Raw genomic sequence first — 11,292 nt, 5'->3', positions numbered from 1 at the left:
TCAGAGAAGTTCGTAGAGGTCATCGACCACGAGCGTGGCGCCTGCGTCCAGCAGTGTTTGCCGACCTGCCCCGCGGTCAACGCCGATCACGGCATGAAACGGAGCCCCCGCGCCGGCCTGCACGCCGGACACGGCGTCTTCCACCACGATGCATTCCTCCACGGGCAGCTCCAGGAGACCTGCTGCGTACACATACGTTGCCGGGTCCGGTTTGCCGGGAAGTCCGACGGCGGCGGCCACCTGGCCGTCGACTACCACCTCGAAGTGGTGGTCAAGTCCCGCGGCTTTCAGCACAGCCGGGGCATTCCGGGAGGAGGAAACGACGGCCACTTTGAGTCCCCGTTCCAGGGCCGCGTTGATGAATTTGACTGATCCTTCATACGGCTCGACGCCGCGGGTGTCCACGATCTCGTTGAAGATGGCGTTCTTGCGGTTGCCGAGGCCTTGGACGGTCTGGTTGGTGGGGGCGTCGTCGGTTGGACCTTCGGGCAGCGTGATGCCACGGGAGGCCAGGAAGTCCCGGACCCCATCGAAGCGTGGCTTGCCATCGATGTGGTCGAAGTAGTCGCTTTCCTGATAGCCATCCTGGTTTCCGATTCCGGCCAGGTATCCGTCGAACAGTTCCTGCCACGCTCGCTCGTGCACCACTGCAGTGGGCGTCAGCACGCCGTCAAGGTCGAACAAAAGAGCCGAGGCGCCTGTCCAGGCATTACGAAGATCAGTCATGTGCATGGTTCCGTTCAGCGCTTGTGGCGCGTGGTTTTGCGTTCGATGAGCTTGGTATCGAGCAAGTGGTTTGAGGGTTGATGGGATGGTTCGCTATTCAGGAGTCGTTCACACAGCAGGTTCGCTGCGAAGGCGCCTTGATCAGCCACCGGTTGCGCCACGGTGCTGAGGCCGAGGAACCCGCTCATGGGGTGGTCGTCTATTCCGATCACGGACACATTTTTCGGCACGGACAGACCGTACTCGCGCAGCGCGGTCATGGCGCCGAATGCAGCCTCGTCGCAATGGGCGAACACCGCCGTTGGCCGGGCGCCACGCGTGATGAGCTCAGCCATGGCGCGTCGCCCGTCGTCGATGCTGGGATCACAGGAGACCACAAGGTCCGGGTGGACGGTGAGGTGGTGTTCATCCAGCGCACGGCAGAAGCCACGGTATCTGGGGATGTCACTCAGAACGGGTTCAGCACTCGAGAGAACCGCCAGATCCCAATGGCCCAGGTCCAGCAGGTGTTGGGTTGCCTGCCAGGCCGCGTGTTCGTCATCGATACCTACATTGTCCCACGGAACATTTTGCATGCCTACGCTGGCCACTGCCAGTCCGCAGGCTTCCAACGCTTCCAGCTCTTCGGGGTCGGGGTCAATATTGAGCAGCAACAGCCCGTCGACCCGGTGGGCGAGGCTTTCGAGGTTCTCAAAAAATTGCCTGCGAACAGTGGCTTTGTTCCGGAGGCTGATCAGGACTGTGTCGTAGCCGCTGTCACCGAGGACTTCCTCCGCCGCTTCGACAGCCTGCGCGAAGAACCACGACGTAGCGGTGGGGGCGACGATGGCAACGGACCCTGTATTTCCGCCGGCCAACCTGGAGGCAGCCGCCGAGGCCTTGTAACCGAGCTTGCTTGCGGCCTCAGCCACTCTCAACTGGGCCTTTTCGGAAACGTTGGGGAGTTTCCTGAGTGCCCGGGACACGGTGCAAATCGATAATCCGGACAGGACGGCCACGTCCTGGATCGTCACCCCGTCAGACCTAACCATGCAACACGGCCTCAACCCTTTCCATTCCCGCCTGACGCCTTGGCGCATGTCCCGGAGGGGACAACAGCCAAAAGTGTAAGCGCTTACAATTTTGTCATTCAATAGAGTGCGGTTGAATGCGAAAATGTGACGCGAATCTCACCACGGGTTTGATTGCGCGGCGGGAATGCCGTCTAATCCACGGCTAACCGAGCACGTAGAACTTGAGGAATGCACTGACATCGACCAGTTCGGCCGGCTCGATCCTGTGTCCCATCCCCGGGTAGGTCCGCGCCGTCAGGGCCGTATTCGCGTTCAACCACTCTTCCGTGTGGGCGATTGCGTCCTCATTGATGACAGGGTCCGCTTTGTCCCTCCCCCAGAAGAACGGGGGCGGACTGTCGAACGACTCACTCAGGGCCAGGAGATCGTTGTCCAGGACGAAACCGGACAGTCCCACGGTTGCCTTGAAGGCCTCGGGCCGTAACCGCAGCAACGTACTGGCCATGGCCATGCCCTGCGAATAGCCCAGCAAGCTGACGCTGCTGTGGTTGCCCTTAACGGAATTGATCCAGTCGAACACCGCGTTGGTGGACGTGATCACGTCCGCAAAGTCGTTGGTGAGGAAGTAGTCCAGCAGGAACCAGCCATAGTGGTCGCCAATGACTTTTGGTCCGCGCAACGCGGCGCATGTGAAGGCCGGAGGCAGATGGTCAAAGAGGTCAACCATGCGCTGCTCACTGGTGCCGTATCCGTGAAGCATCACCAGCAGCGGGGTGCCTTTCCGCTGGTTTTCGGGCTTTGACCAGACCACTGAATCCATGGGCACGAGCCTAGTAGACTGACGGCATGACTCCGCAGGAACTGGCCAACCTGGCCCATCTGCGGCGCGCCCGCGATTTCATAGACCGCGAGTACGCGCGTCCTTTGGATGTGCCCACCATGGCCGCCGGCGCCCTCATGTCCCCGGCGCACTTCTCCCGCCAGTTCAAGGCCGCCTATGGGGAATCACCCTACAACTATCTGATGACGCGGCGGATCGAGCGGGCCATGGCCCTCCTGCGCGCAGGAACCAGCGTTACCGACGCCTGCATGGAGGTCGGCTGTACGTCCCTGGGTTCCTTCAGCAGCCGCTTCACCGAAATCGTGGGAATCACGCCCAGCGAGTACCGATCCCGGGAGCACCAAGCGGTCAAGGCCATGCCGAACTGCATCGCCAAACAGCACACGCGCCCGGACAGAAAAGGCAGCAACAACCTGAGCAGGATCGAAGAAGCGGCCACGTCACAGCTGCAATAGCGTGTGATTCATGAACATTTCATTGAAGTACGCACACGTTACCGTCAACGACGTCGATGAGTCGCTTGCCTTCTATCGCGACGCCCTTGGCCTGGAGGTCCGCAACGACGTCGGCTCCGACGGCCAGCGCTGGGTGACCCTGGGCAGCGACGCCCAGCCGGACCTTGAGCTCGTTCTCTCCCCACCGCATGCCGGCCGCTCCCAGGCCGACGGCGACGCCATCCAGGAACTCCTCACCAAGGGCGTCATGCCCATGCTCGTGTTCAGCACGGACGACCTCGACGCCACTTTCGAGAAGCTCCGCGCATCGGGCGCCGAGGTCCTCCAAGAGCCCATCGACCAGCCGTGGGGACCGCGCGACTGCGCGTTCCGCGACCCCTCCGGCAACATGATCCGCATCAACCAGGGCTGACCGCCCCGGTCCCGCACATAAGGTTCGACGACGGCGGCGCACCGGTCCGCCGCCGTCAAACCTTTCGATGTCAGAAGGTCAGCAAACCGGCGTCGGAAAGTTCGCCATCCTGGTGCGTGGACGCGATCGCGGCGGACACGACGTCGGACAACCGCTTGCGGCGCGCATAGGCCTGGCGCTGCAGCCGCTCGCCTGAACCACGGCGGAGGATGGCGGCCACGCCAGCCCGGGCGGCAGCCAGGTCCCCGGCTTTGGCCAGTGCCGGCCTGATGTGGCGCAGCAACGCGCCGGCAACCTCTGGGGCGGCAACGGGGGTCTGCTCCAGCGGGTGCAGGAGTTCGCGGTTGATGCCGAAGCGGCTGGCTTTCCAGTTGGCCATGCGGATCACCTGGGTCATGGCGCTCGACGGCGGTTCGCCGCGGCGCCATTCAGCCGCCGAAGTCTCCACCAGCGCTCGCGCGATCACGGCCAGGGTGAGCGCATCCTCGGCGTAAAGGCACACGTCCGCGATCCTGAGTTCAACGGTGGGATGGCCCCGGGACAAGCGGGCATCGAAATAGATCATGCCCTCATCCATGGGCACACCGGTGCCTAGCAGCGCCTCCAACACGTTCCGGTACCCGTCGGCCGAGCCGAAGACGTCCATCGGACCTGCCGTGGGCCAGCGGTTCCAGATCTGCGTGCGGTAGCTCGCAAAGCCGGTGTCTGTGCCCATCCAAAAGGGCGAATTGGCGCTCAATGCCAGTAGGACGGGCAGCCAGTGACGCATTCTGTCCAGGACCGCGACACCCTCTTCAGGTGACTCGATGGATACATGCACGTGGAAGCCGCAGGTGAGTTGTTCGCGTGAAATCAGGCCGAATTCCGCGCCCATGGCCGTGTAGCGCTGATTTCCGGCAGTGGGTGTCGCGTGAAAAACCGGCGGGGTGGCCAAGGCCGCCACCCTGGCACCCAGCGTCCTTGCTGCCTTGTCGGACAAGGATCGGCCAGCACGGATCTCAGCCCTGAGTTCGGCCGCCGTACGGCACGGGCTGGAGTTGACTTCGATTTGCTCCTGCTTGAATTCGGACTTCAGCGAGGCAGCATCGTCCGTGGCATCCACGCCCTGCGCAGCCACGTCCAGGATGTCGGCCGCGAGGGCCAACGGCGTGCCGTCCGAAGGATCGGCGATCAGCAGTTCCTCTTCCACTCCAAACGTACGCATAGCCACCCCTCCCACCATGGACTATTGAGAAGCGGCTGCTATCCAACGTGGCGTGGAACCTCCATTTGGAAACCGCAGCGACAGTGCAGCACCTGGGTCTGCAGGTACACCTCAAGGAGGTTCGAGCTTTCCGGGTCTTCGGTGCTCCGGGGAGCCTCGATCACCCGTTCCGCGGGCCGGCCAAGTGTCATCGGATCGCCGCAATGGGTGCAGCTGAACCACAGGCCTGCCGCGGCGGTGGAAAGGAATTCCTGTTGGATTTCCGGAACCAGCGTCGCCAGGCGGACGGGGTGGGCGTAGAACGTATCGCATTCACCGCAGGTGTAGCTGACGTCGACCACTTCCGATTGGTGTGGTTCTGCTTCAACCACCGTCTCCACGAAAATGTGGGAATCTGTTGCACATACCGTGCACCATGGCCGCGCTTCCGGAACAGCGGGCGCAGTCATGGACTCTTGGGAAGGTTTAGGGACAGGAAGGGATCCAAGCGTCATTGCTGTTCTCCTTTGCTACAACCAGGAGCGGACATGCGTTGATGCTGCGGGCCGGTCGATAGTGACCGCGGCCAGAGTGCAGTTTTTGGGCCATCCGGGATGGCACCACGTCATGAGGCTCCAAAGGCTATCTGCTTAACCCACCTAAAATGTAGTTCACCAGTGGCGTGGGTCACAAGTCACAGGATGGCCACGGGCCCGCGGCCACCGCCCGGTCAGGGCTCAAAATGCGAGACGGGCGATTCCTTCGCCACGTTCTTGACCAGCCCCTCCGCAACGTCACGCAGCTTCTGGTTCCGGGTACTGGAAGCCTTCTTGAGGATCTGGAACGCTTCGTCCTGGGTGCAGCGGTTTTGCCCCATGATGATGCCGCAGGCAAGGTCGATAACGGTCCGCGACTGCATCGCGTCCTTGAGATCGTCCGCGTGCTGCTGCTTCACGCCGATCCGGACTGCCAGGCGAAGCGAGCGTTCCGCCTGGCTGGCGTAGAGCTCGCAGTCCTTGATGGTGGAATCGCTGAAGGCTCCGGCCTGCGGAGCAAAGAAGTTCAGGGCGGCCGTGGCACCTTCGTCCAGCTCCAGGGGAACGCAGAGGGCTGAAAGATGTCCGCGGTCCGCAATGACTTTGCAGTATTCCGGCCAACGCTCCTCTGCGGCGGTATCGGGCACATGCACGGTGTTATGTGTCCGCATTGCCTCCAAGCAGGGACCATCCCCGTAGGCCTGCTGGACTTCATCGATCAGCCTGGCTTCATGGGTACTGCCAGCCACCGTGGCAGTACGCCTCCGCCGGCTCAGGGTGATGCCGCAATGCACGTTCATGCCGACAGCCGCAGACACCGCCTCAGCCGAAAATACAGCGAGATCTCCGAGGAATCCACCGACGTCTTCGCTGTCAATTACAAGGTCCTGAAGCCGTTCAGGCACCGAAACATCGTCGGGCGCCGAGGCGGCATCAGGCAGCGCCAATTCAACGTTCATTTCGTCCATGCCTTAGTTTACGATCGGGGGGAAGCTCCCTGTCACCCCTTCAGGGAATGACACCAGAATCCTTGCATATGCCGTGCACCTATGTGCACAATCTAGCTACAGTCCCGCATTCCCAGGACAGGCTTTACAGCTCATGCAGACGGGCGACCCGCATTTTTGATGCCGAGGTACAGACCCATGCCGGCCCAGCCAGCGTCCAGAGTTCCGGACGAAGCCCACCAACCGCCTGACGAGCCCCTGTGGTGCACCCGGTGCAATACGGACAAGCATCTCCTGGTGAATTCGATCCAATCCCACTATCCACCGGCGCCCAACATGGTGGATGTGGCGTATGAATGCCACGCCTGCAGGTACTCCTACCAGCAGACCGCCTCGGTCCAACGAGTGGCTGCAGTACTCAACCGGCCCGGCACCTCCCAAGGCGTACTTCAGTTCGGCGGTCAGTATCTTCACTGCGGCGAACCCATGAAGACTAGCAGTTGCGAGCTTCGGAGGATACAGACGCCTTTGGTGTTGACGCCAGGGGGCCAGCTGCGGATGTACGAGGTTCTCATCAACACACGCATCCTTGGATGCCATTGCGGCTTCCGGATGGAAATTCCTGACTGACCGCAACGGAGCGGCCGCGGAGAAGCAGCAGTAATTCTGGAGCTACCGAAAGGGATAGCATGCACGCCGAATCACACAAGAGGGAGTCATCGAGCAAGGCGCGGAGCCTTGGCCAGCATGGACAGTCCGGCCGGCACAAGCTGCCCGATCCTCCGGATCCGGACAACCTGCCCATCGACTACAGGAGCTCCGGATGGGACTCCGGCCGGTACCCCTCCAGCGCCCCGGAAAGCCTCCGGCCCGCGCGCTTGCCCCGGAGGAAGAGCGCTTGATGGAGAGCGGCTTTCCAGACCCGGCTCAACCGGCCCCGCCCCGGGAGCCCGGACCGACGCCCGAGCCCGTTCCTTTGCCCGAACCCGGCCCACCCCCGGTCCCGGACCCCACCCCTGACCCGGAGGTCCCACCGCCCGCCGGGCCAGGAAACCCAGGGACCAGGTAACAGCCCGTCCACCTGGGACGGTTCGCACCCACAGACCGGATCCCGGCAGAAATCCCCCAGTCTGGATCCGATACGGGGGCATGTCGCGCTACAGGGAGCGCGACATGCCCTTTTTTCGTGCCCGCAAGCAACCCCTCAACGAAGCCCAATCTGTGTTTATGTTGGTTTCTATTGACTTACCAACACAAACAAAGATAGAGTCAATCAATTCCACATCGTTGTGACAGCAATCACGCAAGTGGCTGCATCGAAAATCCGGCTTTACCGCAATGGAGGGTAAGTGTTCGCCGAAGAACGCCAACAACTGATCTCCGCACTCGTCGCAGAGCGCGGACGGGTGAGCGTCACCGACCTCGCCGACCGCTTCAGCATCACCACTGAGACCATCCGCCGCGATCTCGCAGCCCTTGAAGTTTCCGGAAACCTCCGCAGGGTCCATGGCGGGGCCGTCCCCTCGGACCGCCTCAGCACCCGCGAGGAAAGCATCGTCGAGCGTGCAGTGCAGCGCCAGGACGAAAAACTCCGCATCGCGAAAGCCGCCCTCGCCCTGATTCCCGAGCCCACCACCGGCAGCATCCTTCTGGATGCGGGCTCCACCACCGAGACCCTCGCCGACCTTCTCGCCCAGCGGACCCTTCCCACCAACAGCAATGAAGAACTGGTGGTCATCACCCACGCCATCCCCATTGCCGGCAAGCTCTCCTCAACGCAGGGCGTCGCGCTCCAGATTCTCGGCGGTCGCGTCCGAGGACTGACGCAGGCCGCCGTCGGGCAGTCCACAGTCGAAGCCGCTTACCGGCTCCGGCCGGACATCGCGTTCGTGGGCACCAACGGGATTCACGCCGTCTTCGGGCTGAGCACCCCCGACCCCGAAGAAGCCGCCGTGAAAGCGGCCTTCGTAAAGTCAGCCCGCCGCGTTGTGGCCCTGGCCGACTCGTCCAAGCTGGATGCCGAAACCTTGGTCCAGTTCGCCACCTTGAAGGATGTTGACACCTTGATTACTGACCAGCAGCCCTCGGCTGAACTCGCGGCAGCTTTGGCCGACGCCGGCGTAGACGTGGTGGTCGCATGATCGTCACCCTCACGGCCAACCCCAGCCTGGACCGCACCGTCGAACTCCCCGGCGCCCTGGCCCGCGGCGAGGTTCAGCGCGCCGTCGCCGTCCACCAGGAATCCGGCGGAAAGGGCGTCAACGTTTCCCGTGCCCTGGTGGCCTCCGGCCTCGAAACGCTGGCGGTCCTTCCGGGCGCGGATGCCGATCCCGTCCTTTCCGGACTGCACGACGGCGGCGTTCCGTTTGCGGCCCTGCCCATCGGTCAGGCGCTGCGCAGCAATGTCACGCTCACCGAACCGGACGGCGTCACCACCAAGATCAACGAACCCGGCCCGGAGCTGAGCGGTGAACAGCAGGAGGCCCTGATCGGGCTGCTGCTGGATCGCTCCCGTGGCGCGAGCTGGGTTGTTCTCGCAGGCTCACTCCCACCAGGAGTACCTGCGGACTTCTACGCCACAATCGCACGCCGGCTCCGGTCGGCCGCGGATGGAACGGCCGCTCCCGGCATCGCCATCGACTCCTCCGGAGCCCCGCTGGCGGCGGCCCTGGAGGGCGATGCCCTGGGAAAGCCGGACCTCCTCAAGCCGAACGCGGAAGAGCTCGCAGAGCTTGCCGCCGCTGCCGGTTTCACGAACGTCTCCACAGCTGAGCAACTGGAAGCAGACCCGGCCAAAGCCGCCGAAGCTGCTGCCGCCGTCGTCGCCAGCGGTGTGGGTGCCGTTCTCGCAACACTGGGGTCCAAGGGCGCAGTCCTGGTGACCGCAGACGGAGCGTGGCTTGCCACGCATCCGCCAATCAAGGCAGTCAGCACGGTAGGCGCCGGGGATTCATCCTTGGCCGGCTACCTGCTGGCCGCAACCCAGGGCGGCTCCGCACAGGACTGCCTCCGTCAAGCCGTGGCACATGGTGCCGCTGCCGCTTCGCTGCCGGGCTCCACTGTCCCGGCAGTCCACCAGACAACCCCCGCCGCCGTAACCATCACGGCCCTCCAGAAGGACTAACAGTGACCCAGCTGATCACACCCCAATTGGTCACCCTCGACCAGAACCTGGGCGACTCCCCTGCCGACGTCATCCGCGTCCTGGCCGGCAAAGTTGCCGCCGCTGGCCGTGCCACCGAGGTCGAAGGCCTGTTCGCCGACGCCTTCGCCCGCGAGCAGAAGACCGCCACCGGCGTCCCCGGCGGCATCGCCATCCCGCACTGCCGCTCCGCCGCAGTCTCTGAACCCGCACTGGCCATGGCACGCTTGTCCCACAAGGTGGATTTCGGCGCCAAGGACGGCCCGGCGGACCTGATCTTCTTCATCGCAGCCCCGGACGGCGCGGACCAGGAACACCTGAAGCTGCTCTCCAAGCTGGCCCGATCCCTCATTAAAAAGGACTTCACGGCAGCGCTGCGCGCAGCATCCTCCGAGCAGGAAATCGTGGAGTTGGTTGACGGTGCACTGGCAGACAAGCCCGCTGCGCACGCGGCACCTGCCCCTGAAGCGGCTCCCGCAGCGAGCACGACGGCGGCTGCCGCACCCAAGCGCATCGTGGCAGTGACCGCTTGCCCCACCGGCATCGCGCACACCTACATGGCAGCAGACTCACTGGTTGCCGCAGCCCAGGAGTTGGGTGTTGACCTTCAGGTCGAGACGCAGGGCTCCTCCGGGGCCAAGCCGCTGGACCCGGCCGTGATTGCTGCTGCGGACGCGGTGATTTTCGCCGTCGACGTGGACGTTCGCGGCAAGGAGCGGTTTGCCGGCAAGCCGGTGATTAACGCGCCGGTCAAGCGTGGCATCGACGAGCCCACCAAGATGGTCCAGGAAGCCCTCGCGGCCGCCGAGGACCCGCACGCACGCCGCGTCCCGCACTTCGGTGCCGAGGAGCAGGCAGAACGCGCCGAAGAGGAAAAGGGCGAGCACATCGGCCAGAAGCTCAAGCGCGCCCTCCTCACCGGTGTCAGCTACATGATTCCGTTCGTGGCCGGTGGCGGTCTGTTGATTGCCCTTGGCTTCCTGATGGGCGGCTACCTGATCACCAGCTTTGCGGACAAGATCGTTGTCGAGAACAGCATCTTCAACCTGCCCACCGAGTTCCCGGACAACGCCTGGGGTCCCTTGGGTGCGTACATCGGCGCCGTGCTGTTCAAGATCGGTGCCCTCTCCCTCGGATTCCTCGTGCCGGCACTGGCTGGTTACATCGCCTACGCCATTGCGGACCGTCCGGGCATCGCCCCCGGCTTCGTGGCCGGTGCCGTGTCGGGCTTCATGGGTGCAGGCTTCCTCGGCGGTATCGTCGGCGGTCTTCTGGCCGGCTACGTGGCCTACCAGATTGGCAAGCTCGACGTTCCTCGTTGGCTTCGCGGCCTGATGCCCGTGGTCATCATTCCATTGGTCGCGTCCTTGGTGGCTTCGGGCTTGATGTTCCTGATCCTGGGCGCCCCGATCGTGGCACTCACCAACGCCCTCAACGCGGGGCTCTCCAGCCTCACCGGCGCCGGCGCAATAGTCCTCGGCATCATCCTGGGCCTCATGATGTGCTTCGACCTCGGCGGCCCGGTCAACAAGGTCGCCTACGCATTCGCTGTTGCCGGTCTTGGCGCCGCGAGCGTCTCCAACCAAGCTCCGTGGCAGATCATGGCAGCCGTCATGGCGGCAGGCATGGTTCCGCCGCTGGCCATGGCACTCGCCACCGTCCTGGACAAGAAGCTGTTCTCCCTCGCCGAGCGTGAAAACGGCAAGGCGGCTTGGCTCCTGGGTGCTTCGTTCATCTCCGAAGGCGCCATTCCCTTCGCTGCCGCCGACCCGCTGCGCGTCATCCCTGCCAGCATGGTGGGCGGCGCCGTAACCGGTGCACTGTCCATGGCTTTCGGCGTCACGTCCAAGGCACCCCACGGCGGCCTGTTCGTCTTCTTCGCGATCGACAACTTCCTGCTGTTCTTCCTCTCGATCGCCGTCGGCGTGGTCATCACCGCACTGCTGGTCATCGCCCTCAAGCGTTGGGCAGTGAAGAAGCCTGTCGAAGCAGAAGCCACCCCGGCAACCGTCAGCGTCTAGACTTCCCACAAAGCCA

At 63.6% G+C, this 11,292-nt stretch carries 12 protein-coding genes; 6 read left to right on the top strand and 6 right to left on the bottom strand.

All coding sequences use genetic code 11. The annotated features are described in order from the left end of the window. From N5P29_RS01665 to N5P29_RS01655, 3 genes are all read right to left on the bottom strand, one after another. Entirely contained in the window at positions 1–732 is a 732-nt protein-coding gene (locus N5P29_RS01665) for an HAD family hydrolase (RefSeq protein WP_262276960.1), read from the bottom strand. Positions 733–740: 8 nt separating this feature from the next. Next, positions 741–1,739, bottom strand: coding sequence for a LacI family DNA-binding transcriptional regulator (locus tag N5P29_RS01660; protein ID WP_262276959.1), 999 nt, complete (start codon positions 1,737–1,739; stop codon positions 741–743). 202 nt (positions 1,740–1,941) lie between these two features. Then, positions 1,942–2,559: an alpha/beta hydrolase gene (locus N5P29_RS01655; RefSeq protein ID WP_262276958.1), complete on the bottom strand. Its 618-nt coding sequence runs from the start codon at positions 2,557–2,559 to the stop codon at positions 1,942–1,944. Positions 2,560–2,585: 26 nt separating this feature from the next. Here N5P29_RS01655 and N5P29_RS01650 point away from each other — a divergent pair, with 26 nt between their 5' ends. Together N5P29_RS01650 and N5P29_RS01645 are read left to right on the top strand one after the other, a co-directional pair. After that, positions 2,586–3,035, top strand: a complete 450-nt coding sequence (locus N5P29_RS01650; protein ID WP_262276957.1) for a helix-turn-helix transcriptional regulator — start codon at positions 2,586–2,588, stop codon at positions 3,033–3,035. A 10-nt stretch (positions 3,036–3,045) separates the two neighbouring features. After that, on the top strand, positions 3,046–3,447 hold the full coding sequence (locus tag N5P29_RS01645) for a VOC family protein (protein WP_026267320.1): 402 nt from the start codon (positions 3,046–3,048) through the stop codon (positions 3,445–3,447). Positions 3,448–3,517: 70 nt separating this feature from the next. Here the strand turns inward: N5P29_RS01645 and N5P29_RS01640 are convergent, their stop codons facing one another. The 3 genes from N5P29_RS01640 to N5P29_RS01630 all read right to left on the bottom strand — a co-directional run bounded on the left by N5P29_RS01640 (position 3,518) and on the right by N5P29_RS01630 (position 6,134). After that, entirely contained in the window at positions 3,518–4,651 is a 1,134-nt protein-coding gene (locus tag N5P29_RS01640) for a glutamate--cysteine ligase 2 (protein WP_262276956.1), read from the bottom strand. A gap of 38 nt (positions 4,652–4,689) precedes the next feature. After that, on the bottom strand, positions 4,690–5,145 hold the full coding sequence (locus tag N5P29_RS01635; RefSeq protein WP_262276955.1) for a hypothetical protein: 456 nt from the start codon (positions 5,143–5,145) through the stop codon (positions 4,690–4,692). 215 nt (positions 5,146–5,360) lie between these two features. Further along, positions 5,361–6,134 carry a GAF and ANTAR domain-containing protein gene (locus N5P29_RS01630; protein WP_262276954.1) on the bottom strand — a complete coding sequence of 258 codons (774 nt, stop codon included), beginning with the start codon at positions 6,132–6,134 and terminating at the stop codon, positions 5,361–5,363. Positions 6,135–6,802: 668 nt separating this feature from the next. On the opposite strand from N5P29_RS01630, the gene N5P29_RS01625 reads away from it, so the two are divergent. From N5P29_RS01625 to N5P29_RS01610, 4 genes are all read left to right on the top strand, one after another. Next, positions 6,803–7,015, top strand: coding sequence for a hypothetical protein (locus N5P29_RS01625; protein ID WP_262276953.1), 213 nt, complete (start codon positions 6,803–6,805; stop codon positions 7,013–7,015). A 447-nt stretch (positions 7,016–7,462) separates the two neighbouring features. After that, positions 7,463–8,254 carry a DeoR/GlpR family DNA-binding transcription regulator gene (locus tag N5P29_RS01620; protein ID WP_262276952.1) on the top strand — a complete coding sequence of 264 codons (792 nt, stop codon included), beginning with the start codon at positions 7,463–7,465 and terminating at the stop codon, positions 8,252–8,254. Beyond that, the gene (locus N5P29_RS01615) at positions 8,251–9,237 is read left to right on the top strand and encodes a 1-phosphofructokinase family hexose kinase (protein WP_262276951.1); all 987 of its coding nucleotides are present in this window, start codon (positions 8,251–8,253) and stop codon (positions 9,235–9,237) included. Before N5P29_RS01620 ends, N5P29_RS01615 begins: the two co-directional genes overlap by 4 nt. Positions 9,238–9,239: 2 nt before the next feature. Continuing rightward, entirely contained in the window at positions 9,240–11,276 is a 2,037-nt protein-coding gene (locus tag N5P29_RS01610; protein WP_262276950.1) for a PTS fructose transporter subunit IIABC, read from the top strand. Positions 11,277–11,292 lie beyond the last annotated feature (16 nt).

Source organism: Paenarthrobacter sp. JL.01a, from assembly GCF_025452095.1.
Classification (GTDB): Bacteria; Actinomycetota; Actinomycetes; order Actinomycetales; family Micrococcaceae; genus Arthrobacter.
This window is presented reverse-complemented; position numbering and strand designations above follow the sequence as displayed.

Excerpts from the sequence above, each read along its gene's own strand:
- N5P29_RS01615 (WP_262276951.1), top strand. The coding sequence starts at position 8,251 with ATGATCGTCACCCTCACGGCCAACCCCAGCCTGGACCGCACCGTCGAA.
- N5P29_RS01645 (WP_026267320.1), top strand. The coding sequence starts at position 3,046 with ATGAACATTTCATTGAAGTACGCACACGTTACCGTCAACGACGTCGAT.
- N5P29_RS01630 (WP_262276954.1), bottom strand. The coding sequence starts at position 6,134 with ATGGACGAAATGAACGTTGAATTGGCGCTGCCTGATGCCGCCTCGGCG.
- N5P29_RS01655 (WP_262276958.1), bottom strand. The coding sequence starts at position 2,559 with ATGGATTCAGTGGTCTGGTCAAAGCCCGAAAACCAGCGGAAAGGCACC.
- N5P29_RS01650 (WP_262276957.1), top strand. The coding sequence starts at position 2,586 with ATGACTCCGCAGGAACTGGCCAACCTGGCCCATCTGCGGCGCGCCCGC.
- N5P29_RS01640 (WP_262276956.1), bottom strand. The coding sequence starts at position 4,651 with ATGCGTACGTTTGGAGTGGAAGAGGAACTGCTGATCGCCGATCCTTCG.
- N5P29_RS01625 (WP_262276953.1), top strand. The coding sequence starts at position 6,803 with ATGCACGCCGAATCACACAAGAGGGAGTCATCGAGCAAGGCGCGGAGC.
- N5P29_RS01635 (WP_262276955.1), bottom strand. The coding sequence starts at position 5,145 with ATGACGCTTGGATCCCTTCCTGTCCCTAAACCTTCCCAAGAGTCCATG.
- N5P29_RS01665 (WP_262276960.1), bottom strand. The coding sequence starts at position 732 with ATGCACATGACTGATCTTCGTAATGCCTGGACAGGCGCCTCGGCTCTT.